Here is a 24,879-nt window from a genome sequence, read left to right as displayed (position 1 = left end):
GTCGGGTTCGGTTCTGATTTCGGGCAGCACTTCGGTTACCTCCTCCCCTTGGACTGGAGGTATTATAATTGAAGTGCCCTGATTTATTCAACAGCTGTTTATCCTCATGTGACGTTGTAGGGGTAATTGCCAGCGCACTCATGCTCGTCAGGTCGAATTCAAGCTTTGGAATATCCACATCGAAATCCATCCGATAATCGCCGAACCGGGTAATCGTTTCTCCCTTGGCCCCGCCGACCTTCCAGCGTACGCACCAGTCCCTCGTCCGGCAGGTTCTCCAGCACCAGCCGGATTCTTTTGATGTCCTCCATTTCCTCGATGAAATCCCAACTGAAGAGGTCGTTTTGTGCTATCATCACCATGGCTTTGCTGCTCCTTTCCGGGCCAGTTGATTGGCGTTAACGAAACCCGATTGTAGCATGCAAAGCCATTTATTTCAATATAATATTTCGTAAAAAGCAATTTGTTAAAGCGGGCCTGCGTCGCTTGTCCCTCCCGGAGGGGGGGTGGGGGAAATCTTTGCCACTTTGGTGAATTACCGCCTCTCCGACCGCCTCTTCCCCCCTATTCCCGGGGGAACGATTTACGCTTGGGCGCCGCAACCCTTCTCCTGAGCCCCTTCACAGCAACGCAATTGCCTCAAAGAAAGTGCTTCCCTTCGCCGGCGTGACGTGGTATGCTTCGCTTTCTCGCTTCCGGAGTTCCGGAAGGCACACCTGCGATCCCAGCCGATACGCCGTGTTTCCTTCGTTCCCGGAGATAAGCGGCGGCCCCACCGGCATTCCACCGTTTACCCAGCGCCCGATAACCCGCCGGACCACTTCGGGGTGATTCACCCTGCATGCGGGAGGTCTGCACGACCCTGCCCGTGAAATAAAGGAGTCCCATGTCTCACGTTGTGTTTCCCAAGCCGGCAGCCCGGCCCGCGGCGGAAAGTGCCCGCCCAACCCGTCATTCCAAGGCCCCCGCGCCGGCGCCTGCCCCGTCGTCGAACCCGCCGGCCGCGGCGCGGATCCCCGCGGTCGAGGACGACCCCTTCGCCCGGCTGGGCCTGGACGCCCGGCTGGTCCGGACCGTTCGCGCCCTGGGCTACGCCCGCCCCACGCCGGTCCAGCAGCAGGCGGTCCCCGCGCTGTTGCGCGGTTGCGACCTCATGGCCTCGGCGGTCACGGGGAGCGGCAAGACGGCCGCCTTCCTGCTGCCGCTCCTGCACCGGATGCTGGGCCGCCCCCGCGGCGGGACCCGCGCCCTGGTGCTGACCCCCACCCGGGAACTGGCCGCCCAGATCCTGGACCACTTCAAGCTCCTGGCGGTCGGGACCGGCCTCCGGGGCGCGGCCGTCTACGGCGGGGTGGCCATGTCCCCCCAGGTCCAGGCCTTCAAGTCCGGCGTCGACCTGCTCGTGGCGACGCCCGGCCGCCTCCTGGACCACTTTCAATACCCCTACGCACGCCTGGACCGGCTCGAGGCCCTGGTCCTGGACGAGGCGGACCGGATGCTGGACATGGGCTTCCTCCCCGACGTCCGCCGGGTGCTCGACCACCTGCCGCGGGAGCGGCAGACCCTTCTCTTCTCGGCCACCCTGCCCGGGCCCGTCGTCGAACTGGCCCGGCGCATGCTCCGGGACCCGGAAACCCTCCGCGTCGAACCCCGGCCCGCGCCCGCCCGGGGCATCACCCACCGGGCCTTCGTGGTCCGGGCGGACCTGAAGACCCGGCTGCTCCTGGAACTGATCCGCCAGGAGAACCCCCAGCGCGCCCTGGCTTTCACCCGCACCCGTCACCGGGCGAACCGCCTGGCGGACTTTTTGGAAGCCCGCGGAGTCTCCTGCGCCCGGATCCACGGCAGCCGTTCCCAAGCCCAGCGGACGGCGGCGCTCGACGGCTTCAAGGCGGGGCGCCACCAGGTCCTGGTGGCCACCGACATCGCCGCCCGCGGCATCGACGTCACGGCCCTCGACCTGGTGGTCAACTTCGACATCCCCGTGCAGCCCGAGGACTACATCCACCGCGTGGGCCGCACGGCCCGCGCCGAGGCGACGGGCGAGGCCTGCACCCTGGTGGCCCCGGACGAGGAGAACGCCCTGCGGTCGCTGGAGCGCGGCATCGGGCAGCGAATCCCCCGGGCCTCCCTGGACGGTTTCGACTACGCCCAGGCGACGGAAGCCCGGTTCGAAATTCCCGCGGCCGAGCGGATCGCCGCCCACCGCGCGCGGATGGCCGAGTCCCGTGCGCGCGCCCGGGCGAAGGCCGAGCGGGGGCATCAAGGCCGGGCAACGGCATCCGCACCAAGGTTCGGAAAGTGAGTGTCCCGGTTTTTTGAAAGTGAGTGTCCTGTTTTTCCGGGTTCCGGAAGGTGCCCCGGGAGAGCCGCCGCGGGGCCCTACCCCACGGCGACGAGGCCGAAGCGGCGGCTCCAGAGGGGTTTCATGGCCTTGAGGTAGCGCATGGCCTCGCCCCGGGGGTCGGCCTCGGCGGCGGCGACGAAGGCCTCGGCGTCGGCCCGCGCGCGCTCCATGAGGTCGCGGTGGAAGATCAGGGAGCCGAAGCGGAAGTTGAGGACCCCCGACTGGCGGGTCCCGGCGAACTCGCCCGGGCCGCGGATAGCCAGGTCTTCCTCGGCGATGCGGAAGCCGTCGGTGGTGTCCAGCATGACCTGCAGCCGCCGGCGCGACTCCTCGGTCCTGCGCTCGTGGGCCACCAGCAGGCAGAAGGCCGGGTCGGGCCCGCGCCCCACGCGCCCGCGGAGCTGGTGGAGCTGGGCCAGGCCGAAGCGCTCCGCGTGCTCCACCATCATCACGGTGGCCCGGGGAACGTCGATCCCCACCTCGATCACGGTGGTGGACACCAGGATCTTCACCCGCCCCGCCAGGAACTCGCCCATGACGCGGTCCTTCTCGTCCTCGGGGAGGGCGCCGTGCAGCAGGGCCGCGGGGACGCCGGGGAAGACGTCGCGGGTCAGCTCCTCGTAACCCTGCACCGCGTGCCGCAGGTCCACCTTCTCCGACTCCTCGATGAGGGGGTAGACCACGAAGGCCTGGTTCCCCTTCTCCAGCTCCCGCCGGACCAGGGCGTGGGCCTTTCCCAGCTCCCGCTCGCCGCGGATGAGCATCGTCTGCACGGGCTGGCGCCCCGGCGGCATCTCGTCGATGACGGAGAGGGAGAGGTCGCCGTAGACGGTGAGGGCCAGGGTCCGGGGGATGGGGGTGGCGGTCATCACCAGGATGTCGGGCGAGACCCCCTTGCGGATCAGCTCCGCCCGCTGCAGGACGCCGAAGCGGTGTTGCTCGTCCACGACGGCCAGGCCGAGGCGCTTGAATTCCACGTCCTTCTGGATCACGCTGTGGGTCCCCACCACCACCTGGACTTCCCCGGCGGCGATCCCCCGCAGGATCTCCTCCTTTTCGGCGGCGCCCACCGTCCGCTTCAGCAGCGCCACCCGGTAGCCGGTGTGGGCGAGAAGCTGGACGAAGTTCCGGAAGTGCTGTTCCGCCAGGATTTCCGTGGGCGCCATGACGGCGGCCTGCAGGCCGCTCTCCACCACCACGATGATCGCCTGGACCGCCACGATGGTCTTGCCGCTCCCCACGTCCCCCTGCAGCAGCCGGTTCATGGGGGCCGGCGACTTCAGGTCCTCCACGATCTCCCGGATGACCCGCTTCTGGGCCCCGGTGGGGTGGAAGGGGAGCGCCCGCCGCACCTTGTCGCGGACGGCGTCGGTGATCTCGACCCGGTGGGGCTTGGCGACGCGCCGCCGCTGCCCGGCCGCGAAGCGCAGGCCGGCCTGGAGGAGGAAGAACTCCTCGTAGACCATCCGGCGGTGGGCGGGAGAGTCGCCGCAGTTGAGGGCGGTGAGGGCTTTCTCCGCCTCGGCGGGGTCCGAAGTGTCGACGACGGGGAAGTGGACCTGCCGGAGGGCCTCTTTCCGGTCGGGGAAGCGGTAGCGGGCCAGCAGGGACGGCGGGAGCACCTCGGGGACCGCCTCCACCGCCTGCAGCGCCAGGTGCGTCACCTCGCGGAGCTGCTTGGGGTTCAGGATGCCCACCTTCCGGTAGATCGGGACGATCCGGCCGATGTGAACGAAGTCGGACGCGTCCTCCTCGTCCAGGATCTCCCAGGCGGGGTTCTTGAAAGTCAGCCGCCCGCCGTAGCTGTGGGGGTCCAGCTCGGGTTTCCCGAAGAGGATGACCTGGAGGCCGTCCTTGAGGGTGTCCTTGAGGTAGGGCTGGTTGAAGAAGACCACGTTGACGGTGGCCCCGGCGTCTCGGACCACCATATTGAAGAGCTTCAGGCGGATGCGGGAGGTGATCCTCGCCTCGGCGGCGATGATGCGCCCCATCACGCACGCGTGCTCGCCGTCCTGCAGGTCCCGGATGGCCCGGAAGCGGGTGCGGTCCTCGTAGCGGAAGGGCGGGTAGAGGAGGAGTTCCCCCACCGTGGCGATCCCCTCGGCGTTCAGGGCCTCGGCCCGCTTGGGGCCCACCTTCCGGGCGTACTGCACCGGCGTGTCCCACGGGAGGCTCGGCGGGGGCCCCGGGGCGCTCTTCGGCGGTTGTCCTGCATCGGTCTTCGTCATGGCGGCTCCGCGTCCCACCCCGCATCTTACCGCAAAGCTCGCCTGTGGTACAATCATTGCGTAGATGAAGTTTCGGGGCTCGAGGTCCTTCGAGTCCTGGAAGGCTTTGGATTCACCGTACAAGCTCAGGTGGGCAGCCATGTCAACCTGCGGCGGATCAGTGCCCGCGGACAGAAGCAGGTCCTGACGATTCCGATCCACAAGGAACTCGATACAGGCACACTGAGGGCGATTTTTCGACAAGCCTCCCAATTCATCCCCGAAGAGAGGAACTCAGGTCTCATTTTTATCCCGAGTGAACAGGGCAGACACGCAGAATTCAAGGCACGTTCTTCGTGGAAAATGCACCGGGGCATCTGTTAGAATAGTAATTGGCGTTTTCATGGCCTTTTGAGCGGACGCCGATCTCTTCGGGAGCGTGTTATGAGAAGTTCAAGACTGCTGTTGACCGGTTTGTGCCTCGCCGCGCTGGCCCAGGCAGCGCCCGGCGGGGTCTTCCTCGAGCACCGGGTCCGCACGGACAGCCTCACCGTGGGCGGAAAGACCCACCCGGCGCGGGACACCGCCCAACTCACCTGGCTGGAAGACGACAAGATGGCGGTGGAGCAGCCGGGCGTGTCGATGGTGATCGTCCGCCTGGACCAGGGGCGCATCTACTTCGTCAACCACGTGAAGCGGACGTGGTCCGCCTCCACGCTTCCCCTGCAGTTTCCCCCCGAGGCGGCCCGGGTGTTCAACAACCTCCGCTTCCAGACCACCGTGAGCCGGACGGGCGAGACCGCCAAGGTGGGGGCCTACGCCTGCGAAAAGGTCCTGGTCCGGACCACGGGGTACCTGGACGCGGAGATCACGCACTGGTGCTCGACCGGGGTCCCCGTTCCCGCCGCGCGCTACTACGAGATGACGGCGCGGGCCGCCGCCTTCTCCCCGGCGCTCAGCGAGATGAACGAGAAGCTCCGGGCCCTGGGGAACCTGTTCCCCGTCCGGACGGAGACCCGGGTGAACGTCATGGGCGCCCGGAGCCGGACGGTCACCGAACTGGTGAAGGTGGACCCGAAGAGCGCGATCCCGGCCGACCGCTTCGCCCCGCCCGCCCAGTACCGTGAAGAGCCCTTCGACTTTTCCGGGCGGGCGCCGCGGTAGCCCCGGGTGGTGAGCCCGAAGCCCCGGGCGCGGAGGGAGGCCTCCCGGCGGGCCGGATTATGGAGTGACCCCGAATGACCACGTACGCTTCCTGGGTGAGGTTCACCCCCGACAAGCTCCCCACCGAGACGCGCGTCCAGCACGTCCCGGCGGCGGAAACCCCGGAGCCGCAAGGGGTTTTGGCCGAGCCCGCGCAGCGGGACGGCGGCCTCTTCCTGGACTGGGGCCTCCCCATCCCCGACCTGTACCACCAGAACTACCTCCGGCTCATGGTGCAGGACCCTTACCGGCTCTACGCCTACTGGGAACTCTCCGACTTCCTGAACGAACGCTTCTTCCCCCCCGGCGCCCCGGTGGACCGCCGGAACCACCTCGTCCTCCTGCTGCACGACCTCCACGATGTCTCCAAGATCCCCCTCTCCGTCGGGGCGGCGCGGGAGTGGTGGCTGCACGTCCGTCCCGGGAAGATGTACCGGACGACCCTGGAGGTCCGCTACCCCGACGGCCGGATGGAAACGCTCCTCTCCTCCAACGAGGTGACCACCCCGCGGGACACGGTCTCCTGGCCCCTGGAGTCCACGGACCTGCTCAACGAGGAGAACGTGCGCTACCTGAAGCTGCTCTCCTTCTCGGGCGCCGACCCCGTGGACCACGATTTCCTCGAGATGCTCCAGCAGTGCGAGCGCTTCGACAAGGTCTTCACCGTCCCCGAGTTCCTGTTGCGCTACCTGCCGGACTGGCTCCGGGAGGTGATCCGGCGTCTGCAGTTCCGGGTGCCGTACTCCATCTTCGTGGAGTTCGTGCTCGAGCGGTACTTCCCCGCCTTCCTCCACGCGCCGATCCTGGAAGGCCCCGGCCTGACCGCCGAGGCGCTCGAGGAACTCCTGCGGGGCCACGTCCGCACCGACGCCGGGTCGCTGGCCTTTCACCTGCCCCGGGTGTCCTCCGGCACGGGGCGGCTCCACCTCCTCCCCTGGGACCCGGAAGACGGGAGGTCGACATGACCGAAGCTTACCTGAACCTGGTGCTCCATGCCCACCTCCCCTTCGTCCGGCACCCGGAACACGAGGAGTTCCTGGAGGAGGACTGGTTCTTCGAGGCCGTCAGCGAGACCTACATTCCCCTCATCGACATGTTCGACCGCCTGCGGGGCGAGAACATCCCCTTCCGGTTCACCCTGAGCATCTCGCCGCCCCTGGCCGAAATGCTGGCGGACCCGCTGCTCCAGGAACGCTACCTCCGGCGGATCAACCGGCTGGTGGAGCTGGCGGAGAAGGAGACGGAACGCACGAGGGGCGTCGAGAACATGCAGGACGCGGCGCGGATGTACCTGGACCATTTCCGGAAGGCCAGGGACCTCTTCGAGCGGTACGACCGGAACCTCGTCACCGCCCTCCGGGGGCTCCAGGACTCCGGCGTGCTGGAGATCCTGACCTGCACCGCCACCCACGCCTTCCTGCCCACCATCCTGAACCCCAAGTGCCGGGAGAGCCAGGTCCGCGTGGCGGTCGCCAACTACGTCAAGCACTTCGGGCGCCCCCCCCGCGGGATCTGGCTGGCCGAGTGTGGCTACCAGCCGGGAGACGACCACCTGCTGGCCCGCAACGGGATACGGTACTTCTTCCAGGACACCCACGGGGTCCTCTTTGGCCACCCCCGGCCCCTTCACGGCATCTACGCCCCGGTGCGCTGCCCCTCGGGCGTCGCGTCCTTCCCCCGGGACCCGGAGGCCAGCGAGGAGGTCTGGAGCGCCCAGCGCGGCTACCCCGGCGAGTGGTCCTACCGGGAGTTCTACCGGGACCTCGGCTTCGACGCGGACTACGGGTACATTCGCCCCTACCTGCACCCCGACGGGGTCCGGCGGAACGTGGGCATCAAGTACCACCGCGTCACCGGCCCGGTGAGCCTGGGGCACAAGGAACTCTACGTCCCCGCCGAGGGCCTCGAGAAGGCGGCCCTGCACGCCCACGACTTCATCGACAAGCGGACCGCTCAGGTGCGCCGGGTCGCCGGGATGCTGGGCGGCCGTCCACCGCTCGTCACCACGCCGTTCGACGCGGAGCTGTTCGGGCACTGGTGGTTCGAGGGGCCCATGTTCCTGGAATACCTGGTGCGCAAGCTGGTGTTCGACCAGGAGGCCCTCCGGCTCGTGACTGCCTCCGAGTACCTGGAGATGCACCCCGACCTCCAGAACCAGCAGCCGACGCTCTCCAGCTGGGGCGCGGAAGGTTACAGCGGCATCTGGCTCAACGGGAAGAACGAGTGGATCTACCGGCACCAGCACATGGCCGAGAACCGGATGGTGGACCTGGCCCACCGCTGTCACGGGGCGGAAGGCCTCCTGCGCCGGGCCCTCAACCAGGCGGCCCGGGAACTCCTGCTGGCCCAGAGCAGCGACTGGGCCTTCATCATGACCACCGGCACGACGGTCCCTTACGCCGTCAAGCGGTTCAAGGACCACATCCACCGGTTCAACGCGCTCTACGGGCAGATCCTCGAGGACCGCGTCGACGAGACCGCCCTGGCGGAGATGGAGCACCGGGACTCCATCTTCCAGGAAATCGATTACCAGGTCTTTCAGTGAGAACCCGGGCCGGACGGCCCGGAAGGTCCGCCCTGCGGGGCGGAGCACCGTCGAGGGAGGCGGGTGATGAATCTGTTCAATGTCGGTGACACCGTCGTGTACCCCAACCAGGGGCTGGGCGTCGTTGAGGAGATCGGGGTTCGCCACGTGGCGGGACACGAGGTGGAGGTCTACCACATCCTCCTCCAGGAGTTCGGTTCCCGGGTGATGGTGCCCCTGGACAACGCCGTGTCCATCGGGTTGCGCAAGCCGACCCCCGCCCTGGAGGTGGAGCGCGTCCTCTCGCGGGTCAAGTCGCGGCCCCTCGGGGTCATCGACCCGGTCCGGGACTGGAAGACCCGTTACAAGGACAACACCGAGCGCCTCAAGAGCGGGCGCCTGGAGGAGGCCATCCAGGTCCTCCAGATGCTGACGATCCTGGCCCGGAACAAGCCCCTGTCCTTCCGCGAGAAACGCATGTACGACAAGGTCCGGGTGTTGGTCATCTCCGAGATCGCCGCGGTCAAGGGGCTGACCCCGGCCGAGGTGGAGACCCTCCTGGACGGGTTGATCGGGCCGCCGCCGGCCGAAACCGCCTGACCCTCGCGCCACACCGGGGGACGCCGGGGCCCTGGGCCGCCCCGCGGGCCCCCGGGCGATTGCACAAACCGCCGCTGGAGCAGACCATGAGCACGAACCGGATCTTCGAACCTTTTGCCGACCACGCGGAAGAGATCGTCCTCGACGCCGGGACCGTGGAACGGCACGGCCTTGCGGAGTGGGCGCGGCAGTTCGCCCTCGGGACCGCGGGGTACCGCGACCTGGAGAACCCCGACGACCTCTTCGACCTGGACGTCCCCTTCAACCCCCTCACCATGGCCGTCATCACCGAGGCGGAGTCGAGGCTCTACCGGGCCGGCGACACGCTCCACCTCGGCGGCGAGTCCCGGGCCTGGACCCCCGAGTTCATCGACCTGGCGGCCCGGATTCTCGCCGCCAAGGGCATCGCCTGCCGCCTTGCCGGGGAGGAGGACGCGGACGGCCCCATCCCCACCACCCCCATCTGGTTGTCGTCCTTCGGGGTGTTCTACGAGGAACTGGCCGGGGGTGAGAACTTCACGTCCTCTCACTCCCAGTTCTTCAAGGGTGGTCGCAAGCCTATGGACCGCAACGGGATGCAACTCCTGGACCAGGCCGCCGAAATCGAGCGGGGCGTCCGGGAGATCGTCGCCCGGGCCGGGGCCGGAGAGCGGGTGGTCATCCCACTGGCCCCCTCGACGTCCCCGCTCATCCGGAGAGACTTCCGCGTGATGGACGCCTACGCGCGCTCCCTCGGGACCCTGCTCGGCGAGGAGGGGCTCGCCGCCGTCCGTGAGGCCGGGGCGACGGGCTTTCGCCTGACCGTGTGCCCCGAGGGCGGGTCCATGGGGCGGAACTCGCGCAAACTTTTCGAGATGCTCGGGATCCCGACCGGGGAAAACGGCGTGGTCCGCTACACCCACTTCGAGCAGGACAGCCGCTACCACGGCATCGGGATCGTGGACGGCGTCAACCACGGCGTCGATCCCGGGAAGTGGCAGATCTACAAGAACGTGGGCGCCCGGGAAGTCCTGCTCTCCGGGGCTTCCCACGTCTTTTTCATCTGGGACCCGGACGGCGATCGCTTCAACATGGTGACGACGGCGCCGGCCGCACTGGAGGGACGGGCACGGATGAACGGCCTGGAGACGGACCCCGGCGACGGGGAGCGCATCCTGGTTTACTTCAAGCCCAACCAGATCTACTTCATGCTCCTGGCCTGGCGCCTGGAGCGGGGCGCCGCCCGGGAAGGGGCCGAAGGCCGGCCGTGGCTGGTCATGGAGACCTATCCCACGAGCCGGTCCATCGGGGAGCTGGCCGAGCGCCTTACGATCCCCGTCTTCCGCACGCCGGTCGGGTTCAAGCACTTCGGCAACGCCTGCGCCGAACTGGAAGCCCAGGAGCTTTCCGGCGCCGCGGAACTGACCCTCACGGACGTTCGCGGCCGGACGCACCGCTTCCCCCGGGGGACCCGGGTCCTGCTCATGGCCGAGGAGAGCGGGGGAGCCGCCATGGGCGGCGAGGAGATGCTGGTCAGCCGCGGCGGGAACCGCCGGATGCTGGCCCTCAAGGAAAAGGACGGCTTCCAGGTCGGCCTGACCGCCCTCGCCCTGGCGGCGGACCTCTTCCGCGAGGGGAAGAGCTTCGCGGAGTACTACCTGGAGCGCCTCGACCGGTACGACATCCGCCACCGGTTCTACGAGCGCCGGGACGTCACCCTCTTCGACGAGGCCCTCAAGGGTGACGCCCGACGGCAGGCCATGGAGGAGGGGAACCGCCGGAAGGACGCCACCGTCGGGTTCTTCCGCGGCCTCGCGGACCGGCTCGCCGCGGGCGCCCTGAAGGCCGGGGAGGTCACCGCCGAACTCCAGTCCCGTCACACCGGGGCCTTCGTGTTTCCCCCCGTGACCGACGCCTACTGGGCCGGCGACGGGACCCTGATCGAGTTCGAGGGCGCGTGGTTCCAGCTCCGGGCCTCGGGGACCGACGCGGTGTTGCGGTACTACGCCGAGGCGGGATCCCGGGAGGAGGTCCGCTGTCTCAACGACGCCCTGTTCAACCTCCAGGTCTGACAAGGAGCGACCCCGTGGAAGAAGCGTCCAAACCCCGATTGGTCTTCGTGATCATCTACCTGCAGAACCCCCGGGAGAAGTACTGGGGCGTCCTGCACGACAGCACCCCCGCGGGGGTGTGGATGTCCGGCACCGGTTTGCGAAACCTCGAAGAGTGGCTGAATTTCGGGTTCAGGCAGGGCGATCCGCCGCCCGCCTTCACCACCACCTTCTTCCCCATGCACCGCGTAGAGAAGATCACCATGGACGAAACGGAGGGGGGAATCCTCTCCCTGAAGGCGACCATCCTGGAGCGAACGGGTACGGAGCCGGAGAGCTTCTTCACGCGTTCGGGGATGGTCACGCATTAGCGGGTTGGGCGGTAGGGGTTCAGGGGTTTAGGGAGGGTCTTTGAGAAGGCGGGGGATTCGGGTCCCCGGAGGGCAGCCAACCGACTCCCCCCCGAAGCGCCGTCGCCCCCCGGGCCTTAAACCCCTAAACCCCTACAAGCTAAACACCTTTAAAGGAGTTCCGCATGAAGGACTACCTCAGAAAGAACTGGAAGCCCCTGACCTTCTGGTCGGGGGTCGGCGGGCTGCTCTTCGGCGGCGCCGTCCTCGCGTACCGGAAAGGGTGCCAGTCGACGACGGCGCCCGCCGTTCCAATCCCGGAGGAGTTCGGGAAGATCCGCCTCCGGATGACGCCGTCCGAGTTCAAGTACGGCGAGGATTTCCCCGCCGTCTGCAACGAGTACGAGCTCAGCCCGACGGCCTTCCGGGTCTGGAACGTCGTCGAGCGGCGCTCGGCGGGGCACCGGGTTTTCTACGTGACGTCGCGCCGGCTGGTCCAGGCGTCGGACGGCCAGGAAAAGGCCATCCCCAGCGAGCCGTTCTACGCCGTGGCGGGGGTCCACCGCTTCACCAAGAAGGCCGACCTGCCGGACCACCTTCGGAAAGGGAGCCCCGTGGTCTTCCACCTCTGCCTGGTGGGCGGGGGGGACAACGGCATTCCCACGGGGGAGAAGATCGTCACCCAGGGGTGCCTGGACTCCTGGGAGATCCTCGAAGAGGCGCCCGCGGGGGGCGGGCCCGAAGGACAGGGCAACAAGGACGCATGAAGATGGCAAGGTCTGCGACGCTGGCACTGCTCCTGGCTTTTTCGCTCGCTTCCGCGGCCCGGGCCGCCGACGAGGGCCTCGACTCCCGGCTGGAGCGTCTCCGGGAGGAGATCCGGGAGAGAGGCTACGGGTACTCCGTCGGGATGAACCCCGCAATGGAGGTCCCCCTCGCCCTCCTCTGCGGGACCTTCCCCGAGGGAGACCCCGTGGAGAAGGGTGAACCGGCGCCCTCCGCGAGACTGGCCCTCCCGGCCCACTTCGACTGGCGCGAGCAGGCGCCCCCGCTGCCCGTCCGCAACCAGGGCGTCTGCGGGAGCTGCTGGGCCTTCGCCGCGGTGGGGATCCTGGAGTACCAGGCCCTGATCCGCGACGGCGTCGCGATCGACCTTTCCGAGCAACTCCTCGTGGATTGCGACCGCGACAGCAGCAACTCCGGCTGCGAGGGTGGTTTCCTGAGCCTGGCCCTCTCCTGGCTGGACACGAACGGGGCCGTTCCCGAAGCCTGGTACCCTTACCGCTACAAGAATTTCCCCTGGGGCTCCTGCCTCTCGGAAGGGCTTTCGCGACCGTACCGGGTTCGGGAGTTCGGGGCCGCGGCGGGAACGGACCTCATCAAGCAGGCGATCTACGACCACGGGCCCGTGGCCACCTCCGTGGCGGTGGACAACGCCTTCCAGGCGTACACGGGCGGGGTGTTCGAGGGCCCCGGCGCCCCGTCCACCAACCACGCCGTGATCCTGACGGGGTGGACCGACACGGACACGGCGGGAAACGGCTACTGGATCATGCGGAACTCCTGGGGCGCCTCGTGGGGCGAGTCCGGTTACATGCGCATCAAGTACGGGGCGGCCAAGATCGGCACGGGCACCCGGTGGGCCGAATGCGACGCGGCGGACGGCCCGCGCCTCGTCCAGACCCGGGTGGAGACGGACGTCGAGGGGGACTTCGTGCCCGCCCCGGGGGAGGAGTGCCGCGTCCGGGTCACCCTGAGGAACCAGGGGCTCCCCGCTTCGGGCGTCACGGCCGAACTGGCCTGCGCGGACCCCGAGGTGACGGTGGTGTCCGGGACCGTGGCCTGGCCGGACCTCCCGAAAGGCGCCGAGGGACCTGGCCTGACCGATTTCGTCGTCCGGTTCTCCGCCCAGGCCCCGATGGCGAAGGTGTACGTCTTCTCCCTGACCCTGCGCGCGTCGGGCGGTTACGCCGCCACCGGCCGCTTCTGGGTCCGGCTGAAAAAGCCCACCGCCATCGTCGTCGACATGGACCCCAACCACAACAGCGCCCCCGCCCTGCAGGCCGCCCTCGCCGCCTGCGGCATCGACGCCGTCACGGACCGGGCCTACGACCTCACCGACGTGACGGACCTGCGCGCCCTCTTCGTGTGCTTCGGCGTCATGCCCTGGGAGACGATCCCCCAGCCCGCGGACGGCTACAACATTCGTCGGGCCATGGCCCTGGGCCGGGCGGTCTACCTGGAGTCCGGCTCCATCTGGTCGGACACCGAAACGGATTTCCTCGCCCGTTCCTGGTTCGAGGCGCCCAGCACCCAGGCAGACTACGGGACGCTGGCCTCCCTGGCGGGGGTCCCCGGAACGGTCTTCCACGAGATCAACCTCCCCTACGTGGGCGACAAGGCCATCACCAGCCGGCTCGGGACCGGCGCCGGCGCCGCCTCGGTCCTGGTGAGCGGGCAGACCGGCGCCGGCTGCGCCGTGACCGGGACGGGACACGACTACTACGGGACGCCCTACGTTTTCCGATCCCTTGCCGCCGCCTTCGAGTTCGGGGGCCTGGACGAGGGGTACGGGGCCAACAGCCGGGTCGAACTCCTGCGAAAGTACGCCGCGCACCTCGACATCCTCCCCGCCGCCACCGGCGACCTGGACCGCAACGGCATCCTCGACGGCGAAGATGCATCCATCCTCAGGGGGGTCCTGTCGGGGAGCCTGCCGCTCCCACCTTACACCGGTGCCGACCTCAACGGGGACGGGCGGGTCGACCCCCTGGACCTGATAGCGCTGGAACGGGCGACGGCCCGGTGAAAATCCTCGACGGAGATTGACCGTGAGCCCCAGCAAACCCATCGCGACACCCAAGGACCTGGTTGAATTCATGATCCGCGACGGGCGATCCCTCGGCTTCGCCGTCTGCGGCATCCAGGCGGACTCCGTGGAGATCGGGAACGACCGGGGGCGAGCCCTATTCGTCTGGCCCCCCGGGTGGAAGGAGCCGTCCGCCTGGACCGAGTCCATGCATGGGGGCACCGGGTTCTACCAGCGGGTCTTCCTTCTCGGCTTCGAGGACGACCTCGCGGAACTCCCGCCCCCCGACCTGGAGGGGGTCGGGTGCTGCCTGAAGCTTCCCCTGGACAGCCGGGCCCTCGTCTTCAACCTCGGGGTCCTGAAAACCGGCGACCTCCAGCCCCTGCTCACCCCGGAGGCCCGTCCCGCCCGGGACCGCTCCCGCTTCGAACTGGACGAGATTCTCTCCCTCTACCGCGCCATCAACTCCGAGCGGAACATCGAGCGGCTCCTGGAAGTGATCCTGACCAAGTGCCGCAGCGTGACCGGGGCGGACGCCGGCTCCCTGTACCTCGTGGAGGACCCCTGCATCCAGGGCGAGATGACGCGCCTCCGCTTCAAGATCACCCAGAACGACTCGGTCGGCGTGGACTTCAACGAGTTCACCATGGACATCACCAGCGACTCCATCGTGGGCCAGTCGGTCATCACCATGTCCAGCATCAACATCGCCGACCTCTACGACGACGAGGCGATGGCCCTCAACGGCTGGCGGCACGACCGGAGCTTCGACCGGCGGATCGGCTACCAGTCCCACTCCATGCTCACGGTCCCCCTCCTGAACAAGAACTCCGAGGTCATCGGCGTGGTGCAGCTCATCAACCGGAAACGAAACCCCGACATCCGCCTCCGCGCGTCCCGGGACTTCCTGGACAACGTCCTCCCCTTCGACAAGCACTCCGAGGAGATCTGCCGCGCCCTGGCCGCCCTGGCCGGGATCGCCCTGGAAAACGCCACCCTCTACCGGGAGGTGCAGGCGCTGTTCGAGGGGTTTGTCCGCGCGTCCATGACCGCCGTCGAATCCCGGGACCCCACCACCCTGGGCCACTCCAAGCGGGTTTCGGAACTGACCCTCCGGCTGGCGGAGGCGGTCAACCGGTGCGAGGACCCGCCCTTCCAGGACATCGCCTTCCACACCATGCAGATGAAGGAGATGGAGTACGCCTCGCTCCTCCATGACTTCGGCAAGATCGGGGTGCCCGAGCGCATCCTCGGGAAACCCGAGAAGCTCTACCCGGAAGAAAAGGCGCTGATTCTCCAGCGGTTCGAGAGTATTCGACTGGCCGTGGCGCTGGAGGCCGCCCGGGAGGAACTCCGGTTGGCCGACCAGGCCGGCGGGCGCCTCCCGGAGGAAGTCCGCCGGCGCGTGGAAGCCGAACTCACCGAGCGGCTGCAGCAACTCGACGAGCACCTGGCCATGATCCTCGAGGCGTGCCGGCCGACCTTCCTCGAAGCGAAGGTCTCCGACCGCCTCGACGCGTGCGCGGGCCTGACCTACCGCACCACCGAAGGCGAGGCGAAACGCGTCCTCACCGACAGGGAACTCGCCGTCCTCAAGCTCCCCAAGGGCACCCTGACCGAGGCGGAGCGGGAGGAGATGGAACGGCACGTCGTCCACACCGCCAACTTCCTGAAGCTGATCCCGTGGGGCTTCGACTATGCCGGCGTCCCGCTCATCGCCGCCATGCACCACGAAAAGATGGACGGGACCGGCTACCCGTTCCGCTACTCCGCCACGCAGATCCCGCTCCAGGCCAAGGTCATCGCCGTCTGCGACATGTTCGACGCCCTGACCTCCGCGGACCGGCCGTACAAGAAGGCCGTCCCCGTGGACCGGGCCCTGGAGATCATCCTGCAGGAGGCCGCCCGGGGCGCCCTCGACCCCGCCCTCGTCCGCCTCTTCATCGCCGCGGGAATCTACCACCGGTAGGGCCTCTCGCCAGATCCGTGTTCATCCGTGGTGCTTTTCCGGGTGGGAGCACCGGGGACTGTAATTCCGTTTCCCAACGGTCTTCCGGTTCGCGGTGGCGGAGCAGCCGTTCCGACCCGTCGTCCAGCCGCACCTCGAAGCACTCGCCGTCCGGCTCCCGCCAGCGCGCGAGGACTGCCGTCACCGCCCGGCGGCGGCCGTCCAGGACGACCGCCTCGGGCCGCTCGTCGGCCCGGCAGCCGCTGTAGGTCAGCACTTCGACGGGGGCGTTTCTCATGAAAACAGGCCCTTGCCGCCTCATCCCCCGGCCTGGGTCCAGTCTTCGAGGACCAGCCCGGTGACCCGCTGGAAATGGCGGGTGTTGTGAGTGACCAGCACCAGCTTGTTCGTCAGGGCGCAGGCCGCGATGGCCAGGTCGAAATCGTCCAGCGGGGTCCCTGCCTTTTCCAGGGAGGCCTTCAGCATCCCGAAGACCTCCGCGGCTTCCCTTTCGATGGGGAGGATCTCCGCGGCCCGCTCGACGGCATGGACCCGGGCGACGTTCGCCTCTGGCCGGCCGGATTTGAAGGCACCGTAATAGAGTTCCATCAGGGTGACCGCGCTGATCCGGATCGGGGCGAGGCGGTGGAGTTCCAGATTTCGCCGCACGGGTTCGTTGCCTCTGAGCAGGAAGACGACGGTGTCCGTATCCAGAAGGTACACGTCAGTCCTCCAGGCTCACCCGACGGGTCCGGTTCCGGGCGAGCCGCAGGGACTCCACGATCTCCTCGGCGCTCCGGTCGTCCTCCCAGGACCCGGCCAGGCGGACCAGCCTTTCCGCGGTGGTTTCCCGGTCCGATGCCCCGGTTCTCGCCAGGCGCTCCCGGACCAGGAAGAGGATCTCCTGGCTGATGGACCGGTGCTCCCGCTCGGCCAGCTTCCGGATCTTGGCGTACAGTTCCTCGTCGATGTTCTTGATCTGCAGGTTTGCCATTTCAACGCTCCAGACGCCATCTTCATGATATTTTACTCCGAATTCATGAATCCGGCAAGACCCCGTTCTCCCTATTCCTGGCGCCCCTCGATGGCGCAGAGCAGAACCGCCACCGCCAAGCCGAGGCGGCGGTCGAAGGTGAAGGCCGGGTCCGGGCCGAAGTCCACGTGGAGCTTCAGCGTGAAGGGGTTGAAGTTCTGCTTGATCCGGCAGACCGGCCGGCCGGACACCTCGATGTGGAATTTCTGGGGGATAAGGTTGACGAACCGGCGCAGCAGGGCCAGGCTGTCCTCCCGGACCCTGCCGATCTCCCGGTCCCACGGGTCCATGACGATCCACTCGTCCCTCACGAGTGACTTGAACCCCCGCCGCTTCAGGGCGCCCACCTTGGTTTTCGTCCCGCTGTCGAACACGTCGTAGGCCGCGGAGAAGTCGAGGATCTGGCGGGCGTTGACGGCCAGCACCTCCCGGGACATGCTCTCGTCGGTGTAGAGCCGGATGTCCTCCCGAAGCTTGAAGGCCTTCTGCTTCGAGAGGAACACCAGGTTCCCCAGCGGGTCGTAGACACGGAACTCCCCACCAAAAAGCTTCAGGATTTTCTTGCGCACCAGGTAGGCAGGGTATCGGAATCGGTCGTCCATGACTCACCTCCGGGTTTCATTTTCCCTTTCGGGCAGTTTCAACAGGAAACGCCACGCGGGGACCACTTCGACGGACCCTCCCGGAACGTCGATGCACGCTTCCTCGCTCCGCGTCACGAGGATACCGGACGAGACCAAGGAGACCAGGGCGTGATCCACGCAATAGATCTTCTTCGGGTTGGCGTTGACCCGCGAAAGCGAAGCGTCGAACAGACGGACGCTGAAGAGGAAGTAGGCGTCCTCGAACCAGCCCACGAAATCCGTCACCAGCGTCTGGTACGTCTACAGGATGTTTTCCCGACTGACGCCACCGGCGGCCAACTGTTCCATGACCTGGAACAGGTAGGTCGATTTGCCACTCCGGCGCGCCCCGATGCAGACGGTTGCCTTACCGGGAACGGTTGCCACACGCAAGCGCCTGGGCACGCCCGTCTCTGGCCGGGATTCCTGAAAATCCAACAGGATGCGCTTGATCATTTCGAGCATCAGTTTCCGCCAGGCAAATATTTTGACCACTTTATGGCCAGTCCGGTAAATATTTTTACCGGTTTTGGGTAACGTTGACGGTCCCGCAAAAGTCCCTGGCAGCCCGCGAATCACGCGAACAAGCGCGAATCGGAATCCAATAAATCAAAGAATTTATTAGTTTTATAAATTCGCGCACATTGGCGTTATTCGCGGGATATCTCCTTTTCGCGACTTTTTGCGGGTGCATCAACGTTGTCAAGGATGGACTTTCACCCCATGACCGGTTGATTTCCCCCCATGCCCACGGATCAGCGAAAAACCGATTTCCTATCCGTGACCCCGGGCGTCCACGGCGGCGCGCAGGGCCCGGACGTGGTCGGGGCCGGTGCCGCAGCAGCCGCCGAGGACGTTCGCCCCGGCCGCCAGGAGCGCCGGTGCGCGCTCCGCGAAGTAATCCGGATCCTCGGGCCACGCCAGGTCGGTCCCGACGCCGGCGGGGATCCCGGCGTTGGGCCGGATGACCAGGGGGAGGGTGGTCAGGGCCCGGAGTTCCCGGCACAGTTCCACCATGGCGTCGATGCCGTTGCCGCAGTTGGCGCCCACGAGGTCGGCGCCCGCCGCTTCCAGGCCCCGCACCGCCTTCTCCGTGCCGACCCCCATCATCGTGAACCAGCCGCGGCGGGCCCGGTCGAAGGTCATGGAGGCCGACACCGGGACGCCCGGGGCCGCCTCCTTCGCCGCCCGGACCGCCATCACGGCCTCGTCCAGGTCCGTCATGGTCTCCACGCAGACGAGGTCCGCCCCGGCCTCGAAGAGGGCGCGCATCTGGAGGCGGTAGCCGTCGAGGACCTCGGCGGGGTCGGCGTCGCCGAGGGGCTTGAGCAGCTTCCCCGTCGGGCCGACGGAGGCGGCCACATGGGCCCGCCCCACCGCCCCGCGCCGGGCGGCCTCCACCGCGGCGCGGTTGATGACCGCCGCCCGGTCCGCCAGGCCGAAGGGGGCCAGCTTCAGGGGCGAGCCGCCGAAAGTGTTGGCCTGGACCAGGTCCGCGCCGGCCTCGGTGTAGCGCCGGGCGATTTCCTCCAGGACCTCAGGATGTTCGAGGTTGAACCACTCGGGGCAGTGCCCCGCCGGAAGGCCCCGGGCCATGAGGAGCGTCCCCATGGCCCCGTCGGCCACCAGGACCTCGCCGGCGCGCAGGCGTTGCAGGATGTCGTTCATGGTGCCTCCGTGGGATAGACTCTAGACTCTAGACTCTAGGCTATAGGCTGTAGGCTGTAGGTCCGGAAGCGGATACCATCGGGGTCGGAATCGGTATCGGTATCGCAATCGGTATCGCAATCGGTATCGCAATCGGTATCGCAGTCGGTATCGCAGCCGCAGTCGGTATCGGGACCGGTGTCGCCGTCGCTCTCGCTGTCGGGATTGGCATCAGTCTCGCCGTCGCGGTCGGGATCATGGTTGCCGCCGAATTGTCCGTTGTTTCCCTTCAGGGATCATGGGCCGTCCTGCCCGGGACCCTCGCGCTTTTTTGCCAGGCGCCTTCGCTGATCCGAAGTCCGATTCCGGTACTCGCCCCGATACCGGCTGCGATTCCGATGCCGATTGCGGCTGCGGCTGCGGCTGCGATAACGATTGCGACTGCGACTGCGACTACGATTGCGATTGCGACTGCGACTGCGATTGCGACTGCGATACCGATACCGATTCCGATACCGATTCCGAAGGTATAAACATCCGGACCTACAGCCTACAGCCTAACATCCTTCCCCCTCAAACACTCAGCAGGGCCCGGACGCGGTCCACCGCGGCGGCGCCGTCGCAGCCGTACCCGTCGGCGCCGATCTCCCGGGCCCAGGCCTCGGAGACGGGCGCCCCGCCCACCACCGTCCGGACGCGCCCCTCGAGGCCCCGCGCGCGAAGCTCGTCCATCACCTGACGCATGACGGGCATGGTGGTGGTCAGGAGGGCGGACATCCCGATGACGCCGGCGTTCTCCTTCTCCGCGGCATCCACGAAGGCGGACGGCGGCACGTTGTTCCCCAGGTCCACCACCTCGAAGCCGGCCCCCCGCAGGAGGATGGCCACCAGGTTCTTCCCGATGTCGTGCAGGTCCCCCTGCACCGTCCCCAGCACCACCTTCCCCCGCGAGGGGATGCCGTCCCGCACCAGGAGCGGGCGCAGTTCGTCCAGGCCGGCCTGCATGGCCCGGGCCGCCAGGAGCACGTCGGGGAGGAAGATCTCGTGGGCCTTGAAGAGGTCCCCCACGGTGTTCATTCCCGCGATCAGGCCGCCGTTGAGGATGTCGTGGGGGGAGAGCCCCGCCGCCACCACCCCGCGGACCTTCTCCCGCGCGGCCTCGTCGTCGCCCGCCTCGATGATCCCGGCCAGTTCCTTCAGCCGCTCGTCGTTCATGCCCTCGCCTCCGTCGTTAAATTTCCGCTCGAAAACGCCCGGACGATCCCACTCATGGCTCGGCCCGGCACCCCGCCCCGGGACACCCGGCACAGCAGGGGAACACCCGGCGGTAGCGGTGGATCCCCGCCGGCCCCGCGACCATCACCCCGGAGATGCTCTTCAGGGGCGACATCAGGCAGGACGCGTTCAGGCTCACCCCGATCCGGCCCGCCTCCACCGCCGCCAGCAGCGCCCGCTGCCCCGTCAGGTCCCACCCGCAGTAGCCCGGGCTGTAGCGCCGCGTCACCAGGCCGTCGCCCGGGGAAGACCAGGACGCGGCCCACCCGGCCTCCAGCGCGTCCGCCGCCCGCTCCGCCGCCGCGGACGCCGCGGCGTCCAGCACGGCCCCGGACGCCGGGTCGCCGCGTTCGAAAAGCTCCCCGATCCGCCGGCTCACCCCCTCCCCGAGGGTGATCACGAACAGGGCCAGCCGCCGGGCCCCGGGGAGGACACTCTCCAGCGGCGACGGGGAAACGTTCCGCCCCTCGCCCGGGTAGATCCGCGCGAACTCGCCGGCCTCCACCGCCCGCCGGAGGCCCGCCGGCGTTGCCAGGTCGGCCAGCACGGCCAGGGCCTCGTCCAGGAGCCGCTCCAGCCGCCCCCCGCCCCGGCCGGGCGGGACCCCGAGGAGCGCCGTCACCGCGTCCCGGGAGGGGAGGATGTCGGCCGGTGCGAACGGGGTGTCCGCCACGCCGGTCATGGGACGGCGGGGAGGACGTCCATGCCGAAACGCCGAGCTTCCGCCGTCATCCGTTCCCGCAGGGCGGCACCCACCCCGTCCGTCAGCGGCGGGGGCTCCCAGGCGGCCTCGGCGCGCGCGATCTCGCGGCGGCAGCGCTCCAGGATCGTCGTGGCGCCCTCCTCGTGCCACCGCCCGCGCTGCGCCCGGTCGATGACGGGGCCGGGGAAGTGGTGTTCCAGCTTGAGGTACTTCCTCGAGTGTTTCGCGATCAGGAGGTGCCCCTCCCGCAACAATTCCTCGAAGTGAGGCACCGCGGGGAAGTCCTCCCGGGGCTCGATCCCGCGGGCGAGGCGCAGGGCCATGCCGCACAGCTCGTTGTCCAGGACCAGCTTCTCGAGGCTCAGGCACGACTCGAAGTCCAGCATCCCGGGCCCCGACACGCTGTTGATCCCCGAGAGGACGGCCAGCACGGCCCCCATGGCGTCCTCCATCCCCGCCTGGGCGTCCAGGAGCTTGGCGTCGGAGAGCGAGGTGTAGGCCTGGGTGGGGAAGCCGAGGAACTTGCCGATCTCGCTGTAGGCGCAGTCCAGCATCATGGTTTCGGTGGCGCCCATGGGGGTGGTTTCGTACCGGACGTCGAAGGCGGCGGGCGAGCCCCCGTAGAGCGCCGGGGCGCCGGGGGCGGCGAGCTGGCTGATCACAACCCCGCTGAGGGTCTCGGCGGTGTGCTGCACCAGGCTCCCCACCAGGGTGACGGGGGAGACGAAGCCCGTGAGCGGCATGGAGATGTACTCCACCGGAATGCCGCTCCGGCCGCAGTCCATCAGGTTCCGGGAGGTCTCGTGGCACCACTTCAGCGGGGCGGTGGGGCAGCAGGAGAAGACCGTGAGCGGCTTCTCCCGCAAGGCCGTTGCATCTCCCCGGACGATCACCTGCAGGTCCTTCATCACCCCGAAGGCGTCGGCGGTGAAGGCACCCGTCACCACGGGCTTGGTGCAGTGGCGCAGGCTGAGGTAGAGCCGGTAGCTGTCGGAGACCCGCTCGGGGACGTCTCCGGGGATCATGGCCGTGCTCTGGGCCGCGATGTGGGCACAGCGGGCCACCACCTTGCAGTAGCGGACGTAGTCGGCCGTGTCGGGGCGGCGGAGGGTGCCGGTGTCGCTGTCCAGCAGGTTCAGCGCCGCGGAGCCCGGGGTGAAGTGGACGTTGTCCCCGGCGAAGTGGTGGGTCTGCTGCCCCGCGACGTCGTGGAGCCGGAACTCGCGGGGGGCGGTGGTCAGGGCCTTGTCCACCAGGGCGCCGGGGATCCGCGCCCGACGGGTGTTCAGGTCCACCTCGGCCCCGTGGTCGCCCAGCAGGGCCAGGGCCTCGGGGTTGTTGATTTCCACGCCGAGGACGCGAAGGACCTCCCGGGCCTCGTCCACGATGGAGCGGATCAGGTCGTCGGTGAGCAACCGAAGCTTGGGGCGCATGTTCACCCTCCGGGGCGCGAGCCGTCCGTCCTTCGGCCGCGGGGTCTTCCGGACGCGGCTTCACGGGAATTTGGGGGCAGAATACGCCAGCAAGCGGCGGCTGTCAAGCCGTGGTCGATCGAGGCTCGCGGGTACTGTAGATGTCGAGAAATGGATGATCCACGCGGGCGGGGCCGGGGCGGCCTTCCAACTGACCCACGCCGGGATGTGGGCGGCGAAGCACCAGCGCGCGATCGGCGGGGCCCCCTTCGCATCCTCCTTCTCTGTGGACGCTCCCCTCTGTGAGTACCGGAGTCCCAACCGGCAGGAGTGCCCCGCGGAGGGAGACCGGATTCGGGAGGTTGCCGCCGCCTACGGCGATGCGGCCCGGCGGGCGAAGGCGGCCGGCGACCGCGCGAAGGCCCGCTGCGTCTCCTGCAACAAGTGCGTGTTGCGGTTCTACCTCGAGGGCAAGCCTATCCGCTGTCCCTTCGAACCGTAGGGAATCCCCTGGGGTCGATATCTCCGGTGGAGATGAGGAGCAAGGGACCGGGAGACTACGCCGATACCCCCGGGGGCGGTACCGGAATCGGTACCGCCTTCGATGCGCTCTCCAGAAAAAACAGTCGGAGCCGCGACCGTTAGGGAGCGGTAAGGGTGAGAAAATCTTACCGCTTGCTTACGCGCGCGGCTCCGATTCGTTTCTGGCTTGACGGATGGCCATCCCGCATTCGCGCCGCCGCGGCCCGCCCTTCCGGGAATGGTCAAGTGAGTGTCCCTGAGCTTACCTGAGCTGATCGTGATCGCGGCCGAACTGCAAAAATTCTGTGTTATGATCGAAGAAACGGAGGCCGAAAATGGATTATCATCTCTGGATCGAGTCAAACCCGGAAGTATTGGTCGGCAAACCCGTTATCCGGGGAACCCGGATATCGGTGGAACTGATCCTTCGCAAGCTCTCCGAGAGCATGCCGATGGACGAACTCCAGCAGGCCTACCCCCAGGTGCCCCGTGAAGGGATTCTGGCGGCCCTCGCCTATTCGGCCGCCATCCTGGCGACGGAGGAAATCCTTGTCGGCTAGTCTGATAGCGGATGAGAGCGTCGATTACAGAATCGTCGGGCGTCTACGGGGACTCGGCTTGAGGCTGATATCCATGTCATCACCCCTCGAAAAACACGCCGGCGCGACCTTTGATCCGCTACGAGATCAGATGGAGAGTCAAGGTGATGAAGAGACGTTCAATCCTGAACAGATTCCTTCTGCCGACGCTGGCGACCCTGACCGCAGTCATGATGGTCGTCGCCTGCTATCCTCCTTCGCCTGTCCGCGCGCTTGAAAGGGAAAACGAGCAGAAAATCGACTCCAGGACTGCTGATGGATCAGGGTTCTATCTGGGAACCGTATTCTGGGAAATAACCGAGAAAGAACAGATTACCCTGGGAATGCTCCTGCCGGTCGTCATCCTTTGCTTCCCGCTCTTCTTGATTTTCATCTGGGTCCCCAACCCCGCTTATTTCTGGGTCTGCGCATTCATCGCCAGTGCGGCTTACTGGATTTTGTGGTTTGGGATCGGCCGCTGGCTGGAACAGGTCACCGGTCGTGTTCCACGGCATTCCAGGAAAGCGCCACAGCAGGCCGTGATCAATCTGGTGTGGATTCTCTTCATCCTCTGCTTCGGGTTGGCGCTTGTAGCTGCCCGGGCGTTTTTCACACTGCATCAGGAGCGTTACCTCAATGGGTTCTGCCTGTTCTGGTTACTCTTCGGTGCGATCTTCCTGGCGGAAAAACTGGTGACGTGGGACCGATGCCGAAAACGGCAAGACGGAGCTTCCGGACCATGACCATTTTCGATGACTTCTCCACCGTCTACGACCACATGCTTCCCTGGGAGACCCGGAAGCGGAACGAGGGGGATTTCTTTCCCCGAATCTTCGAGGGCAACGGGGTGAAGCGGGCCCTGGACTGCGCCTGCGGCACAGGGATGCACGTGATCCAGTTCGCTGGGATGGGCCTAGCGGCCTGCGGGTCGGACCTCGCCCCCAACACAAAAAAAGTGGGTGTCCGATTCCTTTCGCCCGCCCGCCGCGGCTGTCAAGCAGAGGTAAATCACAGGTTGACTTGCTTCTCCGGGATGTATATACTATGTATATCTTTCAGGGGGCTGAC

Annotated in this window: 24 protein-coding genes and 1 pseudogene; 14 read left to right on the top strand and 11 right to left on the bottom strand. The window is 67.4% G+C overall.

Going from position 1 to position 24,879, the window contains the following annotated elements:
* On the bottom strand, positions 1-190 hold a 190-nt coding region (locus KA419_12600; protein ID MBP7866777.1), incomplete at its 3' end, for a hypothetical protein.
* Positions 191-886: 696 nt separating this feature from the next.
* Here KA419_12600 and KA419_12595 point away from each other — a divergent pair.
* A complete protein-coding gene (locus KA419_12595) occupies positions 887-2,305 on the top strand; it encodes a DEAD/DEAH box helicase (GenBank protein ID MBP7866776.1) in 1,419 nt (472 codons plus the stop codon).
* A gap of 77 nt (positions 2,306-2,382) precedes the next feature.
* Here KA419_12595 and recG read toward each other — a convergent pair whose 3' ends face one another.
* Positions 2,383-4,575 carry an ATP-dependent DNA helicase RecG gene (gene recG, locus KA419_12590; GenBank protein ID MBP7866775.1) on the bottom strand — a complete coding sequence of 731 codons (2,193 nt, stop codon included), beginning with the start codon at positions 4,573-4,575 and terminating at the stop codon, positions 2,383-2,385.
* A 42-nt stretch (positions 4,576-4,617) separates the two neighbouring features.
* On the opposite strand from recG, the gene KA419_12585 reads away from it, so the two are divergent.
* The 10 genes from KA419_12585 to KA419_12540 all read left to right on the top strand — a co-directional run bounded on the left by KA419_12585 (position 4,618) and on the right by KA419_12540 (position 16,039).
* Positions 4,618-4,938, top strand: coding sequence for a type II toxin-antitoxin system HicA family toxin (locus KA419_12585; protein ID MBP7866774.1), 321 nt, complete (start codon positions 4,618-4,620; stop codon positions 4,936-4,938).
* 60 nt (positions 4,939-4,998) lie between these two features.
* Positions 4,999-5,718 (top strand): DUF4412 domain-containing protein, encoded by a 720-nt coding sequence (locus KA419_12580; protein ID MBP7866773.1) that lies wholly within the window; start codon positions 4,999-5,001, stop codon positions 5,716-5,718.
* Between the two features lie 74 nt (positions 5,719-5,792).
* Positions 5,793-6,722, top strand: a complete 930-nt coding sequence (locus tag KA419_12575) for a DUF4912 domain-containing protein (protein ID MBP7866772.1) — start codon at positions 5,793-5,795, stop codon at positions 6,720-6,722.
* Positions 6,719-8,302 carry a DUF1957 domain-containing protein gene (locus KA419_12570; protein ID MBP7866771.1) on the top strand — a complete coding sequence of 528 codons (1,584 nt, stop codon included), beginning with the start codon at positions 6,719-6,721 and terminating at the stop codon, positions 8,300-8,302. Before KA419_12575 ends, KA419_12570 begins: the two co-directional genes overlap by 4 nt.
* Positions 8,303-8,368: 66 nt before the next feature.
* A complete protein-coding gene (locus KA419_12565; protein MBP7866770.1) occupies positions 8,369-8,881 on the top strand; it encodes a CarD family transcriptional regulator in 513 nt (170 codons plus the stop codon).
* 86 nt (positions 8,882-8,967) lie between these two features.
* A complete protein-coding gene (locus tag KA419_12560; protein MBP7866769.1) occupies positions 8,968-10,932 on the top strand; it encodes a hypothetical protein in 1,965 nt (654 codons plus the stop codon).
* A gap of 14 nt (positions 10,933-10,946) precedes the next feature.
* Positions 10,947-11,282, top strand: a complete 336-nt coding sequence (locus KA419_12555; GenBank protein MBP7866768.1) for a hypothetical protein — start codon at positions 10,947-10,949, stop codon at positions 11,280-11,282.
* A gap of 164 nt (positions 11,283-11,446) precedes the next feature.
* Positions 11,447-12,028 carry a hypothetical protein gene (locus KA419_12550; protein MBP7866767.1) on the top strand — a complete coding sequence of 194 codons (582 nt, stop codon included), beginning with the start codon at positions 11,447-11,449 and terminating at the stop codon, positions 12,026-12,028.
* A gap of 2 nt (positions 12,029-12,030) precedes the next feature.
* The gene (locus KA419_12545; GenBank protein MBP7866766.1) at positions 12,031-14,070 is read left to right on the top strand and encodes a hypothetical protein; all 2,040 of its coding nucleotides are present in this window, start codon (positions 12,031-12,033) and stop codon (positions 14,068-14,070) included.
* Between the two features lie 22 nt (positions 14,071-14,092).
* Positions 14,093-16,039, top strand: coding sequence for a GAF domain-containing protein (locus tag KA419_12540; GenBank protein ID MBP7866765.1), 1,947 nt, complete (start codon positions 14,093-14,095; stop codon positions 16,037-16,039).
* Here KA419_12540 and KA419_12535 read toward each other — a convergent pair.
* The 9 genes and pseudogenes from KA419_12535 to KA419_12495 form a co-directional block, all read right to left on the bottom strand.
* Entirely contained in the window at positions 16,011-16,316 is a 306-nt protein-coding gene (locus tag KA419_12535; GenBank protein MBP7866764.1) for a hypothetical protein, read from the bottom strand. The two genes, KA419_12540 and KA419_12535, sit on opposite strands and share 29 nt — an antisense overlap.
* 20 nt (positions 16,317-16,336) lie before the next feature.
* Positions 16,337-16,741 (bottom strand): type II toxin-antitoxin system VapC family toxin, encoded by a 405-nt coding sequence (locus KA419_12530; protein MBP7866763.1) that lies wholly within the window; start codon positions 16,739-16,741, stop codon positions 16,337-16,339.
* A gap of 1 nt (position 16,742) precedes the next feature.
* A complete protein-coding gene (locus KA419_12525) occupies positions 16,743-17,012 on the bottom strand; it encodes a hypothetical protein (GenBank protein MBP7866762.1) in 270 nt (89 codons plus the stop codon).
* Positions 17,013-17,083: 71 nt separating this feature from the next.
* Positions 17,084-17,653, bottom strand: coding sequence for a hypothetical protein (locus KA419_12520; GenBank protein ID MBP7866761.1), 570 nt, complete (start codon positions 17,651-17,653; stop codon positions 17,084-17,086).
* A gap of 3 nt (positions 17,654-17,656) precedes the next feature.
* Positions 17,657-18,139, bottom strand: a pseudogene (locus tag KA419_12515) (hypothetical protein).
* A gap of 309 nt (positions 18,140-18,448) precedes the next feature.
* The gene (locus KA419_12510) at positions 18,449-19,342 is read right to left on the bottom strand and encodes a homocysteine S-methyltransferase family protein (protein ID MBP7866760.1); all 894 of its coding nucleotides are present in this window, start codon (positions 19,340-19,342) and stop codon (positions 18,449-18,451) included.
* 552 nt (positions 19,343-19,894) lie between these two features.
* Positions 19,895-20,536, bottom strand: coding sequence for a corrinoid protein (locus KA419_12505; GenBank protein ID MBP7866759.1), 642 nt, complete (start codon positions 20,534-20,536; stop codon positions 19,895-19,897).
* Positions 20,537-20,588: 52 nt separating this feature from the next.
* Positions 20,589-21,278, bottom strand: a complete 690-nt coding sequence (locus KA419_12500; protein MBP7866758.1) for a hypothetical protein — start codon at positions 21,276-21,278, stop codon at positions 20,589-20,591.
* Positions 21,275-22,732, bottom strand: coding sequence for a trimethylamine methyltransferase family protein (locus KA419_12495; GenBank protein MBP7866757.1), 1,458 nt, complete (start codon positions 22,730-22,732; stop codon positions 21,275-21,277). The genes KA419_12500 and KA419_12495 overlap by 4 nt, the downstream gene beginning before the upstream one ends.
* Positions 22,733-22,886: 154 nt before the next feature.
* On the opposite strand from KA419_12495, the gene KA419_12490 reads away from it, so the two are divergent.
* The 3 genes from KA419_12490 (at position 22,887) to KA419_12480 (ending at position 24,554) form a co-directional block, all read left to right on the top strand.
* Complete coding sequence (locus tag KA419_12490) at positions 22,887-23,213, top strand: hypothetical protein (protein ID MBP7866756.1); 327 nt, start codon at positions 22,887-22,889, stop codon at positions 23,211-23,213.
* Positions 23,214-23,568: 355 nt separating this feature from the next.
* Entirely contained in the window at positions 23,569-23,793 is a 225-nt protein-coding gene (locus KA419_12485) for a DUF433 domain-containing protein (GenBank protein MBP7866755.1), read from the top strand.
* Positions 23,794-23,939: 146 nt separating this feature from the next.
* Entirely contained in the window at positions 23,940-24,554 is a 615-nt protein-coding gene (locus KA419_12480) for a hypothetical protein (protein MBP7866754.1), read from the top strand.
* The last annotated feature ends 325 nt before the right edge of the window (positions 24,555-24,879 follow it).

The sequence above is a fragment of the Acidobacteriota bacterium genome, from assembly GCA_018001935.1.
Classification (GTDB): Bacteria; Acidobacteriota; JAAYUB01; order JAAYUB01; family JAAYUB01; genus JAGNHB01.
The sequence above is the reverse complement of the archived record's forward strand: the minus strand, read 5'-3'. Positions and strand labels throughout refer to the sequence as shown.